Genomic DNA, 14,652 nt, shown 5'->3' on the forward strand with positions numbered 1-14,652 from the left:
TAACCCGTCCCGGCACGGCCCCCGCGTCAGTCTCGGGTGGGGCATCCGCCGGATGCGGGTGGGCCAGGGGTCTTGGTCACCGCGGCCGACATCGTGGCGGGGACCTTCACACCAGCCCCACTGGATGGTCACGTGGTCGATCGTCCAGGCGCGGTCAGACCGGCGGCCGCGGGTCGTACTGGATGCCGCGCCGCACCTGTCTGGCGCGCTCGACATCCCGCAGGCGCGCCACGAGGTGCAGGGCCATGTCGATGCCCGCGCTGACACCTGCCGAGGTGACGATGTCCCCGTCGTCGACGAAACGGTCGTCGGGACGGACGACGAGCGTCGGATCGAGTTCACGCAGCAGGCCCAGCGATGCCCAGTGCGTCGTCGCCGGTCGCCCCGCCAGCAGCCCGGCGCGCGCGTACACCAGCGAACCGGTACAGACACTGGTCATGAGCGGCACCTGCGCGCGTTGCCGGCGCACCCAGTCGAGCTGCGCCTCGTCGTCCAGGTGGGCGCGGGTGCCCTGCCCACCTGGATAGATGAGCACATCGAGCGGCGGAACCGTCTCGTAGGAGTGCTCGGGGTGGACGACGAGCCCCTTGGCGGCGGTGACCGGCGCGCCGTCCCGGGAGAGCGTGGTGACCTGCCAGCCGTCGTCGGGGAACTGGTGCGCCCAGAACGAGAGAACCTCCCATGGCCCCACCGCGTCGAGTTCCTCGAAGTCATCGAACAGCAGTATCCCAATGGATCTCACACCGTCACCTCCGCCAGGTTCACACCCACATCGGCCGGCACCTGCGCCGGGCCGGTCGTTCAGCAAGCCGGCCCGGCGCTTCGGAAAGTACGCGGCGGGCCGGTCACCGGGGATCGAGCGCGAGCCGGAGGGTGTCACGCACGTGGCCGCGAAGCCAGCGATGCGGCGCGTCGGCCTCGTAGCGGGGATGCCACGCCTGCGCGATCGTCAGGGTGGGCAGGTCGAGGCCGAGGTCGAGGGCCACCAGGCCGAGGCTGTCGAGCAGGCCGCGGCCGAGCCGGGCCGGTACCAGGCCGACCAGGTCGCTGCCGGCGACGAGCAGCAGTGCGGCGGAGTGGGACGGAACCGAGACCGCCACCGTCCGGCGCAGGCCACGCGCCGTGAGGGCCTCGTCCAGCGGACCGGCGAACCGCCCCCGGCGGGATGCCGTGATGTGCCGGGCGGCGGCGAGGCGTTCCGGTGTCAGCCGGCCCCGGGTCAGCGGATGCCCGGCGCGGACGACGGCGAGGGCCCGCTCCTCGGCCAGGACCTCGATGTGGATCTCCGGCGAGGTCGAGTCGATGTCACCGATCTCCAGGTCGGCGGTCCCGTCACGGAGGGGGTCGTCGGTCTCGGACGGCTCGGGGAGGAACCGCACCCGCACATCCGGGGCGTCCCGGGTCAGCCGGTCGAGCAGATCGACGCCGATCGCCGTGGTCAGCGCGTCGCTGGCCAGGATGGTGAACGTTCTGGCCAGGGTGGCCAGGTCGGGTTCCCGAACCGGGGCGAACACCGCGTGGGCCCGTTCCACCAGCGCGTGCACCTCGACCTGGACGGCCAACGCCCGCGGGGTGGGCACCATCCGATGACCGGCGCGTACCAGGACCGGGTCGTCCATCGCGCGCCGTACGCGCCCCAGCGCCCGGCTGACCGCGGATTCGGTCAGTCGCAGCCGCCGCGCGGCACCGTTGACGCTCCGCTCCTCCAGCAGGGCGTCGAGGGCCACCAGGAGGTTGAGGTCCAGCGAGGACGTTGATTGCATGGCATGCATCTTGCCACTGAGTAAGTTTCATTTGAGTGCTGATCGTCGGCTGCCTACGCTCGCCTCGTGACCGAACACTCCCCGGCTGTCTCCCCGCCCCGTCCCCGACGGGGGCCGCTCGCGCTGCTGGACCGGATGCTGCTGCGCGCGGAGGTCGACAGCGTCGACCAGCTGGCCCGGCGCACCCGCCGGATCGTGCTGGCCGGCCCCGCGCTCGCCGACCTCACCTGGACACCGGGCCAGAACGTGACCCTGTTCCCCCAGGACCCGACCCGGCTGGACAGCTGGCGGCAGGGGCCCCGCGACCTCAAGCGCAGCTACTCGGTCTGGGAGTACGACCCGGCCGGACGGCTGGCGTTGGCCGTGTACGACCACGGCGGCGACTCCCCCGGCGCGGCGTGGGCCCGCGGCGTCGCGCCGGGAGACGAAGCGATCATCACGAAGCCGGACGGGCGCCTCGTCGCGCGGGCCGACGCGAGCTTCCACCTGTTCGTCGGTGACGACACCGCGGCGGTTCCCTTCGGCGCGATCCTGCGCGGCCTGCCCGCTTCCGCCCAGGTCCGCGGCGTGTTCGAGTGCGACGAGCCGGCGGACGCGCTGCCCTCACCCCGCGCCGGGGACCTCGCCTGGAGCTACCGCCACGGCGCCCCGGCAGCCGGCTCCCCGCTGCTGCCGGCGGCGCTCGCCGACCTCGACCTGCCCGACCCGCGGGACCCCGCCATCGGATCCGACGCCGGATCCGCCCCCGCCACCGGATCCGATGGCCGCACGGGTCGGCCCGTCGCCTACGTCGCCGGGGAGGCCCGGACCTGCCAGGCCGTCCGCCGCCACCTGGTGAGTGAGCGGGGCTGGGAGCGCCGCCAGGTCATCGTCCAGCCGTTCTGGACCCCGGGCAAACGCGGCATGGACTGACCCCGGCCACGGCTACCTCTCGTCCCTGCTGCCCCTCGACGACGGGCTGGAGCTGTCCCTGCGTCTCTGACCAAGTCAGGGCGCCTATGACCCGGGTCGGGCCGCCTGCCCGCCTGGTCGTGACGGCGCGGGCGGTGGGACGGCTCCGGGGGCCGCCAGCCCGTGGATCATCATCGAGAGGAGCCGCTCCGTCCGGCCCGGCGGGTCGGGCGACTGCTCGCTCGCCCACGCGATCGCGGTGACGAACGCGAGCAGGTCGTCGATGGTGATGTCGCCGCGCGCGGCCCCGGCCCGCGCCGCGCGTTCGAGCAGCCCGGCGCCGGCGGCCCGCATGGCCGCGCACGAGCCGTGCAACGCCGAGCTCTCGTCCTCGAGGGCCGCCAGGATCGAGGCGGGCAGGCCCTGGTAGACGGCGGAGCCGGTGGCGACCTCTCCCAGCCACGTGAGCAGCGCGTCCCGGGGACGCGGCGCGGCGAGCAGGCTCTCGGCCCGCGCGCGCAGCCCGTCGAAGCCCCGGCCCAGCAACGCCTCCAGCAACGCCTCGCGGGTCGGGAAGTGGCGGTAGAGCGTGCCGATGCCGACACCGGCCCGACGCGCGATGTCCCTTAGCGAGGCGTCGATGCCGTGCTCGGCGAACACGTCCCGGGCGACGTCAAGGATCAGTTCGTAGTTGCGGCGAGCGTCCGCGCGCGGCGACTCGGCCAACCGGCTCCTCCGTCATTGACATCCGGAGCACCGCTCCGTATGTTTCGGAGCACCGCTCCGGAACATGACCTGAGCCTAACAGAAGGGGCTCCGCATGCCGACGCCCGACCGGACCATCCTCGTCACCGGAGCCACCGGTCAGCAGGGCGGGGCCACCGCGCGGCGTCTCCTGGCCGACGGCTGGCGGGTGCGGGCGCTGGTCCGCGACCCCGCCGGGCCGGCGGCGCGGCGGCTCGCCCTCGACGGCGCCGAACTGGTGACCGGTGACCTGGACGACCGGGACGCGCTGGCCGCCGCCACCGAGGGCGTGTACGGGGTGTTCAGTGTCCAGCCGGCGAGCCATGCCCCCCATTTCGACGAGGGGGAGGAAAGGTACGGCGTCAACCTCGCCGACGCGGCCAGTGAAGCCGGGGTCCGGCATCTCGTCCACACCTCCGCGGCCGGTACCGATCGGGACCCGGACGGCCCCGCGGCCTCGAAGGCACGGATCGAGCTCCACATCCGGGAGCTCGGCCTTCCCGCCACCGTGCTACGACCTGTCATGTTCATGGAGAACCACACCGACCCGGTCTTCGGCGTCACCGGCCAGGCCTCGCTGGTCCGGATGATCCCGGCGGGGGTGACGGTCCAGCTCATCGCCGTCACCGACGTCGGAGCGTTCGCCGCGCTCGCCTTCGCGGACCCGGCCCACTATGTGGGTGCGGAGTTGGAGCTGGCCGGCGACGAGGTGACCCGCGAACACCTGATCACCGCGATCAGCCGCGCGACCGGGCGCGACCTTCAGCTGGACCCGCTCCCCCGGGAGACTCTCGTCCAGCTCGGGGTCGACGTCGACGGCCTCGAGCGGGAGAGGTCCTTCAACGGCTGGCAGGCCGACGTTCCCGCGCTGCGGCGGCTGCACCCGGGGCTGATGGACTTCGAGACCTGGCTGGCGCGGGAGGGCGTGGCCCGGTTCGCCGCGCTGTTCGCCGAACCGGCGAGCCCCTGACACGCCCGGTGCCCGGGGCGTACCCGCGTCCGCCGCTCCGATCTCAGCCAGCGCCGGTACGCGCCTGAAGCTCCGCCGATCCGTCCTGGGCGTCCTGTAGTTCCTCGCCGTGCTCGGTGATCCAGTTTCCGAGCGCCTCCATCGGACCGTCCACCAGGCTCTGCCCGAGTGGGGTCAGCGCGTATTCGACCCGCGGCGGGGCCTGCGCGAACGCACGGCGGGCCACCAGACCGTAGGCGCCGAGCCGGCGTAGCGATTCGGTGAGGACCTTGTCGCTCATACCGCCGATCGCGACGCGCAGCTCGCGGCGCCGACACGGCCCCGCACGAAGAGCCATCAGCACGACCGGGTCCCAGATGTGGATGAACAGGTCGGTCACCGCCCGGATACGGCAGTCCGCCACCAGCTCCTCGCAGTGACGTCCCTGGTCGCTCATTCTCGCCATCGTCGCAGATCTCGCGCGCACCGATTGGTGCGTAACGGCCGCCTTACGGTCTCGGTCCGAGGCGATCGCGCCGCCCGCGGTCGACACGGTCGACGCGCACAAGCACGCACGAGGAGGAATCATGCGGATCGGAATTCTGGGCACCGGGGTGCTGGCTGAGGGGTTGGGACGAGCCTGGGTCCAGGCCGGGCACGAGGTGGTGATCGGCGGTCGATCGCGTGCCAGGGCGGACGCGCTCGCGGAACGCCTGGGCGGGACGGCGCGGGCGGCCGCCCCACGCGCGACTGTCGCCGGCCGCGACGCGGTGCTGCTGGCCGTGCTGTGGACCGGTGTCGAGGATGTCCTGCGCAGCGCGGGCGCGGGCGAGGGAACGCTGGCGGGGGTTCCGTTGATCGACCCGACGAACGCGGTCGAGCACGGCGTCGGCGTCCTGCTCACCGAGCAGGGCGACTCGGCCGCGGCCCGGATCGCCGCGGCGGCTCCTGGAGCGCACGTCGTGAAGGCGTTCCACCTTTATCCCGCCGCCCAGTGGGCACGACCGCCGGCCGGCGACGCCGGTGCGGACACCTCAGCGCCCACAGTGGCGATCTGCGGCGACGACAAGTCGGCGCTGCGGGTCGTGAGCGATCTCGTCCGGGACGTCGGCGGCGTACCGGCCACGCTGGGAGCGCTGGTCCGCGCACGTCAGCTCGAGGAGGTCGCGGGCTTCGTCATCGGGCTGGCGTTCGCGGGCTTTGATCCGGCTTCGGCCATCCCCCGCGTACCGCGGGGAACAGTATCGGCCTAGCCGAGGACGGAGACGGTCAGCCAGCGTGCGAGCCGTCATCCACACGTCTGCTCGCCAGGTGGGACACGTGATCACCCCGCTTGCCAGCGCCATGTCACACCGGCGGCCGTGCCGGACATCTTCTGGTCAGCCGATCGACGTCGACGCTGGAGGCTGATCAGAATCAGGTTGCTGGATGACGGCGAGCTGGATCGCCGGGTGCGGTCCGCGGACCCGGTAAGAGCAGACCTGGCGAGCCACGACGACGTCGCCCGCCTGGTCGGCGAGCTCGCGCGGGCGGTTGTACGGACCGGGTCCGCTGACGAGGCCAGGCCGGACGGCCCGACGGAGCGGCCGGCCCGGTCGGGGCGACCGCAACGCCTGGGCCTGATGTCGGTGCGAGCGCCGGGAGACCATTCCGCCAGACGGCGCGTCGCGGTCGCCGGACTCGCGGCCGCGGCGCTGCTGGGAACGGCGGCGTTCACCTTCGGCGACGAGCTTGCCGCCCGCACAGGTCTGTTCGGCTCTCCGGGGATGACGGAGAACGACACCAGTGAGTGGCTGAACACCGGAGCGTCGGACTTTCGCGAGGCCATGGAGTCGTTGCGGCCGGCCGACATCCCCCTGCCGGCCGGCCGGAGCTGGCAGCCCGTCATCGACCGAGAGGTTGCGAACGGCCAGCGGGAGAGGGCGCTGATGCAGGTCACCGGAGTGCGTGCGACTTTCGCCTCGTACGCGATCTGTGTCTGGGACGGCGAATGGCTCGCTGCGCGCGGAGCGGGGGACAGCGCCCGGGCCGGGCGGGCTGTAGGAGTCATGCGCGGCATGCCGGCCTGGCCGATCATCGTCGCGGTCGACGGGGGTGGCGTCAGGGACTACCTCCGCGACACCGCCGAGGCCGCTGCCCGCGGCGACGAGGGCCCGGCCCGGCAGTACATCACCGCGAACTGCGGCTCCGAGTGGAGCGGTACCGGCCAGTGACCTCTGAGCCCGTCAGATCCGCCGCCCCTACGGCGTCGAGCGCTGAGACGCCGACAGCCGAGGAGACGACCGAGCAACGGTTCACCCGCCTCGTCAGCACGACCGGCCCGCGGCTTCTCGCCTTTCTCACCCGCCGGGTCGACCCGCCGGCCGACGCCGCCGACCTGCTCGCCGAGCTCCTGATGACCGCCTGGCGGCGGGTCGCCGACCTGCCGTCCGACGACGGCTCCGCCACCGCCTGGCTGTTCGGCATCGCCCGTCACACGCTCGCCAACCACCGTCGGGGCCAGACCCGCCGGGCGGCACTGGCCGACCGCCTTCGCGCCCATCTCGCCACTGTCGTCCCGGCGCACGCCGTACTACCCGAGCGAGCCGTCGAGGTCCGGACCGCGCTGGCGCGGCTCACCGAGGCCGACCAGCTGATTCTCACGCTGACCGGCTGGGACGGCCTGAGCGCGGACGAGATCGCCGAGATCCTGCGGATCACGCCGTCGGCGGTCAGGCAACGCCTGCACCGGGCCCGGGAGCGGCTGCGGGAGGCGCTGGTCATTGGACACCCGGCGACCGACCAGGCGGCCTCCAGGTGACCGGTGCCGCCCCTGCCGTGAGGACGACACAGCCGGACGGCCAGCTCGCCCCTCGGGCCGATGTCGTCTGACGCATCGCACGCCTCCGGGGCCGCGCGGGACGGAACGGTCGGCCCGGGTCAGCCCGCGGAGCCGCCGGCGATCGTGTAGCTCCACAGTTCGCTGTGCACGCCGACCGGCTTGGGCGCCTCGCCGCCGGCTCGTTCCGCCTCCGAGCGGTGCCCGTGGGCGAAGGCCGGTGAGCTGACCCATGCCTGGAACGACTCCTCGTCGCGCCAGCGGGTCACCACCAGCCACGTGGTGCGGTCGTCGGTCGGCTTGAGCAGCTCGAAGCCCTCGAAGCCGTCCCGGTCGTCGACGGCGCCGGCCCGCGCGGCGAAACGATGGGCCAGCTCGTCGCCGCTGTCCGGATCGACGGAGATAGCGTTGATCTTGATGACGGTCACGGTGCCCCGGCTTCCCCACTCGGTGGTCGCAACGCGGTGGTCGCACGTTTCGCCGATGTTATCGGCCGCCCAGGTCCAGGAAAAACGCCCGGATGTCGGCGGCGAGCAGCTCGGGCACCTCAAGCCCCGGGAAGTGGCCGCCACGGTCGGCCTCCGTCCACCGGGCGATCGGCAGCCGCCGCTCGGCGTACGACCGGACCGGGCGGGTGATGTCCTCGGGCAGGACGAGGACGCCCACCGGCTGGACGGTGTGCCACGACCGCGGGCCGCCGGTCTCCCGGTGCAGGCGGGGCGCCGTCCCGGCGGTGCCGGTCAGCCAGAACAGCGTCACGTTCGTGAGCACCCGGTCGGGACTGATCGGGAAGTCCCGGGCCGCCCACATCGTCATCGGGTCGAGCAGCCAGGCGAGCAGCCCGACCGGCGAGTCGTTGAGGGCGTACGCCGGGGTCTGCGGCCGGGTGCCGTTGACCAGCCGGACCGCCGGCTGGTCGCGCAGGTAGGCCTCGGTCTGGGCGAGCCGCTCCTGGTCCCCCGGGGTCAGCCGGGCGCTGTCCGGGTCACCGGGCAGGCGCGGCGTCGGCAGATAGTTGAGATGTACTCCGACGACGTGGTCGGCGTCGTGCTGCGACAGCGCCCGGGACACCGATGCCCCCCAGTCGCCGCCCTGCGCGCCGTACCGGCGGTACCCCAGGCCCCGCATCAGCTCCGCCCAGGCCCGGGCCACCCGGTCGACGTCCCAGCCGCGCTCGCGCGTCGGGCCGGAGAAGCCCCACCCCGGAATCGACGGGACGACCAGGTGGAAGTCCACCGAGAGCGGCCCGATCACGTCGAGGAACTCCACGACCGACCCCGGCCAGCCGTGGGTCAGCACCAGTGGGAGCGCGTCCGGCCGCGGGCTGCGCACGTGGAGGAAGTGGATCCGCTGGCCGTCGATCTCGGTGACGAACTGCGGATGGCTGTTCAGCTCGGCCTCCGCCGCCCGCCAGTCGTAACGGTGGCGCCAGTGGTCGGCCAGTTCTCTGACCCGGGCCAGCGGCACTCCGAACTCGTCGCCGACGCCCGGCAGCTCGTCGGGCCAGCGGGTGCGGCCGAGACGGGCGCGCAGGTCGTCGAGGTCGGCCTGCGGCACCGCGACGAGGAACGGTTCGACCTTCATCGTTAGTCTCCCTAATGTTAGTGAGACTAACGTTAAATCATTGGTGTTACCAACGCAAGCCCCTAGGATGCGGACCATGCCGGAACCCGACCGCCACGGGCCGACCGACCCGTCCGCCGTCCCCGCGCGCCTGCGGTCACTGGCCAGCCGGCTCCTCGGCCGCGGCGCGGTGCACGCGGAACGGATCTCGAACGCCCGCCTCGCCGCGGCCGGGGCGACGCGCTGGCAGTACGCGACGCTGGTCACCCTCCGCGACGGCGGACCGGCGAGCCAGGCCACGCTCAGCGAGCGCACCGGCATCCACCGCAGTGACATGGTGGCCGTGCTGAGCGGCCTGACCGGGAGCGATACCGGGACCGGGACCGGAACCGCGTACGTGCGACGCGCCCCCGACCCGGCCGACCGGCGGCGCAACATCGTCACCCTCACCCCGGCCGGGCGGAGCTGGCTACGCACCCTGGACCAGCTCGTCGACGAGACCCAGGACGAGCTGCTCGCCCCGCTCACCCCGGCCGAACGCGCGGAACTCGTCCGCCTGCTACAACGAATCGACGATCAGCACTCGGCACACTGACTGTTTGACACACTGACCGAGAGAGGGATCGAGCCATGAGCGCTCTGCCGCCGGAACTGAAGGACCTCATCGAATCCGGCCCGATGGCCCATCTGACCACGATCAACGCCGACGGCAGCCCGCAGGTGACGGTCATCTGGATCGGCCTGGACGGCGACGAGATCGTCACCGGGCACATGTCGAGGCAGGTGAAGCTGCGCAACATCGAGCGTGATCCGCGGGTCGCGCTGTCCTTCGACGCCCCGCGGGTGCCGGGCGCCTTCATGAACCAGTACGCCGTGGTGCGGGCACGGGCGACGGTCACGCCGAGCGACGACGCCTGGGACCTGCTCAACCGCCTGGCGAAGGTCTACGTCTCGCCGGAGACCGAGTTCCCGGCGCCGCGGGGCCCGGGGTTCGTCGTGCGCTACGCCGTCGAGCGCGTCAGCGGTGTCGGCCCGTGGGTGCCGACCGCGAGCCCGGCCGCCCGCTGACCCGACGACGGAAAGTGCCCCAGGGTAGTCGACCTACTGTTCGCGGACCGACCGCCCGGGAGCGCGGTTCTCGAAGGTCAGGCACGGCGTGCGGATTGTCGCTGGCCGGGTCTCGGTCGGGTTCGGGAGGCCGCGAAGAGCCTCCAGCGCGGGTTCGACGATCGAGGACCATTTCGCCGCGGGGATGTCCCACAGCGACGACCAGGTCCGCAGCTCGATCTGCCGGGCGGCTTCCAGCGGGGTCGCGGTGTGCCCGCCGGCGGTGACGGTGTGGTCCGCGATCGGGTGCATACCGGCCCGCTCGGCGAGCCCGGTGACAGTGTCGGCGGCGTCGCGGCGGGACGCACTGCCGGAAAGGGTGGCGTGCATGGCTCGAATCACCTCGGAGACGTCCGATCCGTCGGGCGCCCCCGCCCCGACGAAACCGAACCGGCCGCCCGGGCGCAGCACCCGGGCCACCTCCGCCAGCACCGCGGGCTGATCGCCGACGAGGTGCAGCACATGCACCGCGATACAGGCGTCCACGGTGCCTGTGCGGAGCGGGAGCGCCGTGGCGTCGGCGCGCACGACCCGACCGGGCAGCCGCACCGCGGCGTGGGCGAGCATCCGCTCGGAGAGATCCACCCCGGCCACGGACCAGCCGAGTTCGGCGAAGGCGGCGGAGATCAGACCGGTACCGACGCCGATCTCCAGCAGCCGCGCATGCTCCGGGGACGTCTCGCCGAGCAGGTGCGGAGCGAGCGCGGCGGCGACGGTCCGGCCGCGTTCCTCCCCGCCCCGTGTCTCGTCGTAGCGGTCCGCCATGCGGTCAAAGTTCACGGACTCCGGCACAGCCCAAGGCTAATCCCGTCCCACGACACTCCGCCGGCATCGGCCGCCGGCATCGGCCGCCGCCCGGCTCGGCGGAAAATGCGTGGCGGGCGGGCGGCGGTCGCGGGCAGACTCCTGCGGCGGAGGTGGTCGCCACCCATGACATCCGGACTCACGGCCGAGCCGAGTCGTCCCACGCTTACCGACGAGGAGATCGAGCGGTTCGTCGCGGACGGATTCGTGCGGGTGCCCGGGGCGTTCAGCCGTGCGGTCGCCGACGCGGGCCGGGCGATTCTCTGGGAGGCGATCGGCGCGGATCCCGCAGACAGCGCCAGCTGGACGCGCCCCGTCGTCCGCGTGGACGGGCGCGCCGACGAGCCGTTCCGCGCCGCCGCGTCCGCACCGCGGCTGAACGCCGCGTTCGACCAGCTGGTGGGCCCCGGGCGCTGGCTGCCCCGGAGCGGGTTGGGCACCTTCCCGATCCGGTTCCCGCATCCCGACGACCCCGGTGACACAGGCTGGCACATGGACGGCAGTTACCTCCCGGACGACCCGGCTCAGGCCGCGGCGACGACGCCCTGGCCGTGGCTCAATGTGGCCTCACGAGGCCGCGCCCTGCTGATGCTCTTCCTCTTCTCCGACGTCGGCCCGGCCGACGCCCCGACCAGGATCAAGGTCGGGTCGCATCTGGACGTCCCCCGGTTCCTCGCGCCACTCGGCGAGCGCGGGACGGACGTCCTGAGCCTGTGCCGGACGATGGACGCCGCCGGCCGGCTCGACGCCGCGGACCGGCGGACCGCGCCGGCCACCGGGCAGGCCGGGGACGTCTACCTCTGCCACCCGTTCCTGATCCACGCCGCGCAGGCGCACCGGGGGTCGGTCCCCCGGTTCCTCGCCCAGCCGCCACTCGAGCCCGGCGGCCCACCGCTCCCCGACGGCGAGGACCGCCCCCGCTCGCCGGTGGAACTGGCGATCCGCCGCGGGCTGGGAGCCGACGGCTCAGGACCCTCCGGGAACCCGGGGCACTCCGGCGGACCCGGCCGACCCGGCTGACCCGGCCGCGGTCAGGAGGCTTTGACCTGGCGGCGGAGCCTGTTACGCGGACGTGGGCTCACCGTCCCCGGCGGCGGTGCCGAGGGGGTGACGAAGGCGGGCGGGGCCGGGAGCGGCACCGGCGGCGGAGGCGCGCAGTAGCCGTACTCGACCTGGCGCCGCCAGACGGTGAGCCGGCACTGCTCGCCGCTCACCGTCCAGGTGCGGCGTTCGGCGCGGTCCTCCACCTGCACGGGGCCGGTGTTCGCGGGTTCGGCTGATCGCAGGTGTGCCCAGGAATGCGCGTCCTCCCACGCCGCGAACGTGCCCACGAGCTCACCGTCGCCGTCGAACACAAGAAATCGCCGGGTCATCGTCGTCCCGCCTCTCTTCTCACGGCCGGCCGGGTCTTCTCGGCGGTCGGGTTGTCTCGCCAGTCGGAAGGTCTCGCCGTTCGGTGGCTCTCGCCGGTCGGTGCGTCTCGCCCTCTGGTAACTCCCGCCGCCTGGTGGGGCTCGCCGGGCTTCACCGGACGCGGCGGATACCCGCCGGCGACAGAAAGGACAGCGGCGCGACCAGGTAGTCGACATAATGGTTCTCGACCGCGTACGCATCGGCGTCGGACGCGGAGTCGAAGGCGAGGACGATCCGGCGCGCCCGACGCGAACCGGCCACGAAGAGGATCACGCCGAACATCGAGGAGGAGTCGGGGTCGTCGGCCTCCCCCGGCCGCATCGTGGCCGGCCGGACGCGCCTGCCGCAATGACCCCTACTGCGCGAGTAACGATTCATCGGGACTCCAGTTCCCTGTTCTGCCGGGATTTCCGGGGCTGCCACCGGACGCGCGGCGGCCGGCCGGACAGCGGCCTGACGGGCGGCGGGCACGGTCACCGGGTCGACCGCCCGGGTCGACACCACATGGGTCGGCGGAGTAGCCATGCCGGCGCGGCCGGGCGGCCCGGGGCACCGAGTCGATCCGCCGAAGCCGGGAGGCCGGCCGTGGCGGGGCGGACGGTACCGGCTCACGGCCATCCATCCCGTCCCGACCAGCACCGACGCTCCCCCGGTAGGCCCCATCGTCGACAACATCTCACCCAGGGACTCGAATTCGCCACTCAAGGTGAGCACCGCTTCTGCAGCATGGAGCTTGCACCACGCATATGCAAGGTCTTGTGTGTTGGTTTCGCTACAGATTGCGCACTATCCATGTGATCAGATTGTGGATGAGTGACGGAACGCTCCACATCAGCTCCGATGACCGGGAGGACGGGGTGTGACGGCGAGGAACAGTGGTCCCACAGTGCGGCGCCGACGGCTCGGCGCCGAGCTCCGCCGGCTGCGCGAGACCGCCGGCGTCGACGTCGAGCAGGTCCGCGAGGTGCTGCGCTGCTCGGCGTCGAAGGTGAGCAGGTTGGAGAACGGGCGGATCCCGGTACGCACGAAGGACGTCGCGGACCTGCTCCGGCTGTACGGGGTGACCGATGCCGACCACCGCGGGGCGCTGCTCGGCCTGGCCCGGGAGTCGCGGCGGCACGGCTGGTGGCAGGCCTATCAGGACGTGGTCCCAGCCTGGTTCGAGGTGTACATCGGCCTCGAGGCGGACGCTTCCTCGATCAGCGTGTACGAGCCGCAACTCGTCCACGGCCTGCTGCAGACCGCGGACTACGCGCGGGCGGTGATGCGGGCGAGCAACCCGGAGGCTCCCGACGACGAGATCGAGCGCCGGGTGGCGCTGCGGCTCGACCGGCAGTCCCGCCTGCGTGGCGACAACCCGCCCCGGCTCTGGGTGATCCTCGACGAGGCGGTCCTGCGTCGTCCGGTCGGCGGCGCGGCGGCGATGCGCGCCCAGCTCGAGCGGGTCGCGAAGGCGGCCGAACTGCCGAATGTCACCGTTCAGGTGCTTCCCTTCGCGGCCGGGGCACATGCCGGCCTGGGCAGCACATTCTCCGTTCTGGGATTCGCGGACGAGACGGATCACGATGTGGTCTACATAGAAAAAGGCGCCGGAAGCCTCTACCTGGAACGTCCGTCAGAAATTCGCCGCTATAGAGTCAGGCTGGATCACCTGATGGCGTCCGCTCTTGGCCCGGCGGACTCCGTGGCGTTGATTTCCGCCGTTTCGGAGGCACTTCGATGAGGACATCCGGGAAACCCGCGATCACCGACCCGTCCACGCTGCCCTGGCGCAAGAGCCGGCACAGCGGCGGGGAGGGCGGCATGTGCGTCGAGGTGGCCGACGTGGACGGCGGTGTGGCGGTCCGCGACTCCACCGACCCGCTCGGCCCGGTTCTCGCCTTCAGCGGCGCGGAGTGGGACGCGTTCCTCGCCGGCGTCCACGACGGCGAGTTCGACCGCCCGCGCGCCCACCGCTGACCGGCGCCGACCGCGCCCTCGGGGGATGTCGAGCCGCTGACCGGCCGTTCTTCGGCTCTTGCGTAACCGGCCCACGTCGCGCACTCTGTAGATGTTCGTGCGGGCCGCGTTGTTCAGACGTCACGGTCGTGTCGATCGTGCGAGGCTCGCTGAGGCCGAGCGCGGGCGCACGGTGCCCGTCCGTCACGGAGGAGCGACGTCGTGATTGCCATCGAGCGGGTACCCGCCCCGGCCTGACCCGGTACGACCTGCCGAGCGGCCACCCCGCACCGGCTCCGTGACCGGGCTTTCCGCGACGCGGACCGCGTTTCCGACCGGCACCGCCGGTCACGACACCGCCGGTCGCGTCAAGCCCGATCCGACTCGTCCACCCGGTCCACTCCGCCAAGCCCAGTTAACAGTTCGACCCACTCCGTTGCATTTTGAGTCCGCCCTGTAGCACTCCGCCTGTTCCCCTGGTACCGGGAGGTGATCGCCGTGGCCACCGCCACGACCAACCTGCTGAACACCCCGCTGAGCGATCCGCGTGCGGAGCGGGTCCGCCGCGCCGCACTCGCCGCGTATGTGGACGGGAAGGTCAGCTTCGCGCAGGCGAACTCCCGGGTCAGCAAGGCGATCGAACGCTTCGGGCACTGACCGCG

20 protein-coding genes are annotated in these 14,652 nt (G+C 72.6%); 11 read left to right on the forward strand and 9 right to left on the reverse strand.

What is annotated here, in order from left to right:
* Nucleotides 1-154: 154 nt before the first annotated feature.
* Nucleotides 155-742, reverse strand: a complete 588-nt coding sequence (locus tag B056_RS0103675) for a DJ-1/PfpI family protein (RefSeq protein WP_018500552.1) — start codon at nt 740-742, stop codon at nt 155-157.
* Between the two features lie 103 nt (nt 743-845).
* The gene (locus B056_RS0103680; protein WP_018500553.1) at nt 846-1,772 is read right to left on the reverse strand and encodes a LysR family transcriptional regulator; all 927 of its coding nucleotides are present in this window, start codon (nt 1,770-1,772) and stop codon (nt 846-848) included.
* A 57-nt stretch (nt 1,773-1,829) separates the two neighbouring features.
* Between B056_RS0103680 and B056_RS0103685 the strand changes: the two genes are divergently transcribed.
* Nucleotides 1,830-2,675, forward strand: coding sequence for a siderophore-interacting protein (locus tag B056_RS0103685; protein WP_018500554.1), 846 nt, complete (start codon nt 1,830-1,832; stop codon nt 2,673-2,675).
* Nucleotides 2,676-2,759: 84 nt separating this feature from the next.
* Here B056_RS0103685 and B056_RS0103690 read toward each other — a convergent pair whose 3' ends face one another.
* Nucleotides 2,760-3,380 (reverse strand): TetR/AcrR family transcriptional regulator, encoded by a 621-nt coding sequence (locus tag B056_RS0103690; protein ID WP_018500555.1) that lies wholly within the window; start codon nt 3,378-3,380, stop codon nt 2,760-2,762.
* 94 nt (nt 3,381-3,474) lie between these two features.
* Between B056_RS0103690 and B056_RS0103695 the strand changes: the two genes are divergently transcribed.
* Nucleotides 3,475-4,368 (forward strand): NmrA/HSCARG family protein, encoded by an 894-nt coding sequence (locus tag B056_RS0103695; protein ID WP_018500556.1) that lies wholly within the window; start codon nt 3,475-3,477, stop codon nt 4,366-4,368.
* Between the two features lie 43 nt (nt 4,369-4,411).
* Here the strand turns inward: B056_RS0103695 and B056_RS0103700 are convergent, their stop codons facing one another.
* Complete coding sequence (locus B056_RS0103700) at nt 4,412-4,804, reverse strand: winged helix-turn-helix transcriptional regulator (protein WP_018500557.1); 393 nt, start codon at nt 4,802-4,804, stop codon at nt 4,412-4,414.
* A gap of 130 nt (nt 4,805-4,934) precedes the next feature.
* On the opposite strand from B056_RS0103700, the gene B056_RS0103705 reads away from it, so the two are divergent.
* The 3 genes from B056_RS0103705 to B056_RS0103715 all read left to right on the forward strand — a co-directional run bounded on the left by B056_RS0103705 (nt 4,935) and on the right by B056_RS0103715 (nt 7,147).
* The gene (locus B056_RS0103705; protein WP_018500558.1) at nt 4,935-5,600 is read left to right on the forward strand and encodes an NADPH-dependent F420 reductase; all 666 of its coding nucleotides are present in this window, start codon (nt 4,935-4,937) and stop codon (nt 5,598-5,600) included.
* Nucleotides 5,601-5,768: 168 nt separating this feature from the next.
* Nucleotides 5,769-6,560, forward strand: a complete 792-nt coding sequence (locus B056_RS0103710) for a hypothetical protein (protein WP_018500559.1) — start codon at nt 5,769-5,771, stop codon at nt 6,558-6,560.
* Nucleotides 6,557-7,147 (forward strand): RNA polymerase sigma factor, encoded by a 591-nt coding sequence (locus tag B056_RS0103715; RefSeq protein ID WP_020572298.1) that lies wholly within the window; start codon nt 6,557-6,559, stop codon nt 7,145-7,147. The genes B056_RS0103710 and B056_RS0103715 overlap by 4 nt, the downstream gene beginning before the upstream one ends.
* Before the next feature lie 119 nt (nt 7,148-7,266).
* Here B056_RS0103715 and B056_RS0103720 read toward each other — a convergent pair whose 3' ends face one another.
* Together B056_RS0103720 and B056_RS0103725 are read right to left on the reverse strand one after the other, a co-directional pair.
* Complete coding sequence (locus tag B056_RS0103720) at nt 7,267-7,593, reverse strand: antibiotic biosynthesis monooxygenase family protein (protein ID WP_018500561.1); 327 nt, start codon at nt 7,591-7,593, stop codon at nt 7,267-7,269.
* A gap of 58 nt (nt 7,594-7,651) precedes the next feature.
* On the reverse strand, nt 7,652-8,749 hold the full coding sequence (locus B056_RS0103725; protein ID WP_018500562.1) for an epoxide hydrolase family protein: 1,098 nt from the start codon (nt 8,747-8,749) through the stop codon (nt 7,652-7,654).
* 67 nt (nt 8,750-8,816) lie between these two features.
* Between B056_RS0103725 and B056_RS0103730 the strand changes: the two genes are divergently transcribed.
* Together B056_RS0103730 and B056_RS0103735 are read left to right on the forward strand one after the other, a co-directional pair.
* Nucleotides 8,817-9,323, forward strand: a complete 507-nt coding sequence (locus tag B056_RS0103730) for a MarR family winged helix-turn-helix transcriptional regulator (RefSeq protein ID WP_018500563.1) — start codon at nt 8,817-8,819, stop codon at nt 9,321-9,323.
* Between the two features lie 35 nt (nt 9,324-9,358).
* Nucleotides 9,359-9,796: a PPOX class F420-dependent oxidoreductase gene (locus B056_RS0103735; RefSeq protein ID WP_018500564.1), complete on the forward strand. Its 438-nt coding sequence runs from the start codon at nt 9,359-9,361 to the stop codon at nt 9,794-9,796.
* A gap of 33 nt (nt 9,797-9,829) precedes the next feature.
* Here B056_RS0103735 and B056_RS0103740 read toward each other — a convergent pair whose 3' ends face one another.
* Complete coding sequence (locus B056_RS0103740) at nt 9,830-10,627, reverse strand: class I SAM-dependent methyltransferase (RefSeq protein ID WP_020572299.1); 798 nt, start codon at nt 10,625-10,627, stop codon at nt 9,830-9,832.
* Nucleotides 10,628-10,765: 138 nt separating this feature from the next.
* Between B056_RS0103740 and B056_RS0103745 the strand changes: the two genes are divergently transcribed.
* Entirely contained in the window at nt 10,766-11,659 is an 894-nt protein-coding gene (locus B056_RS0103745; RefSeq protein WP_018500566.1) for a phytanoyl-CoA dioxygenase family protein, read from the forward strand.
* A gap of 11 nt (nt 11,660-11,670) precedes the next feature.
* Here the strand turns inward: B056_RS0103745 and B056_RS0103750 are convergent, their stop codons facing one another.
* Both B056_RS0103750 and B056_RS43975 read right to left on the reverse strand, forming a co-directional pair.
* Complete coding sequence (locus B056_RS0103750) at nt 11,671-12,012, reverse strand: hypothetical protein (RefSeq protein ID WP_026239287.1); 342 nt, start codon at nt 12,010-12,012, stop codon at nt 11,671-11,673.
* Nucleotides 12,013-12,163: 151 nt separating this feature from the next.
* Entirely contained in the window at nt 12,164-12,373 is a 210-nt protein-coding gene (locus tag B056_RS43975) for a hypothetical protein (protein ID WP_018500568.1), read from the reverse strand.
* Between the two features lie 538 nt (nt 12,374-12,911).
* Between B056_RS43975 and B056_RS0103760 the strand changes: the two genes are divergently transcribed.
* The 3 genes from B056_RS0103760 (at nt 12,912) to B056_RS43460 (ending at nt 14,647) form a co-directional block, all read left to right on the forward strand.
* Complete coding sequence (locus B056_RS0103760) at nt 12,912-13,775, forward strand: helix-turn-helix domain-containing protein (protein ID WP_035749970.1); 864 nt, start codon at nt 12,912-12,914, stop codon at nt 13,773-13,775.
* Entirely contained in the window at nt 13,772-14,011 is a 240-nt protein-coding gene (locus B056_RS0103765) for a DUF397 domain-containing protein (RefSeq protein ID WP_018500570.1), read from the forward strand. Before B056_RS0103760 ends, B056_RS0103765 begins: the two co-directional genes overlap by 4 nt.
* Before the next feature lie 477 nt (nt 14,012-14,488).
* Nucleotides 14,489-14,647 (forward strand): hypothetical protein, encoded by a 159-nt coding sequence (locus B056_RS43460; RefSeq protein ID WP_018500571.1) that lies wholly within the window; start codon nt 14,489-14,491, stop codon nt 14,645-14,647.
* Nucleotides 14,648-14,652: the final 5 nt, after the last annotated feature.

The organism is Parafrankia discariae, from assembly GCF_000373365.1.
Classification (GTDB): Bacteria; Actinomycetota; Actinomycetes; order Frankiales; family Frankiaceae; genus Parafrankia; species Parafrankia discariae.

Coding starts and splice junctions, on each gene's coding strand:
- B056_RS0103750 (WP_026239287.1), bottom strand. CDS start 12,012: ATGACCCGGCGATTTCTTGTGTTCGACGGCGACGGTGAGCTCGTGGGC.
- B056_RS0103695 (WP_018500556.1), top strand. CDS start 3,475: ATGCCGACGCCCGACCGGACCATCCTCGTCACCGGAGCCACCGGTCAG.
- B056_RS0103735 (WP_018500564.1), top strand. CDS start 9,359: ATGAGCGCTCTGCCGCCGGAACTGAAGGACCTCATCGAATCCGGCCCG.
- B056_RS43975 (WP_018500568.1), bottom strand. CDS start 12,373: ATGCGGCCGGGGGAGGCCGACGACCCCGACTCCTCCTCGATGTTCGGC.
- B056_RS0103700 (WP_018500557.1), bottom strand. CDS start 4,804: ATGAGCGACCAGGGACGTCACTGCGAGGAGCTGGTGGCGGACTGCCGT.
- B056_RS0103705 (WP_018500558.1), top strand. CDS start 4,935: ATGCGGATCGGAATTCTGGGCACCGGGGTGCTGGCTGAGGGGTTGGGA.
- B056_RS0103765 (WP_018500570.1), top strand. CDS start 13,772: ATGAGGACATCCGGGAAACCCGCGATCACCGACCCGTCCACGCTGCCC.
- B056_RS0103725 (WP_018500562.1), bottom strand. CDS start 8,749: ATGAAGGTCGAACCGTTCCTCGTCGCGGTGCCGCAGGCCGACCTCGAC.
- B056_RS0103745 (WP_018500566.1), top strand. CDS start 10,766: ATGACATCCGGACTCACGGCCGAGCCGAGTCGTCCCACGCTTACCGAC.
- B056_RS0103730 (WP_018500563.1), top strand. CDS start 8,817: ATGCGGACCATGCCGGAACCCGACCGCCACGGGCCGACCGACCCGTCC.
- B056_RS0103680 (WP_018500553.1), bottom strand. CDS start 1,772: ATGCATGCCATGCAATCAACGTCCTCGCTGGACCTCAACCTCCTGGTG.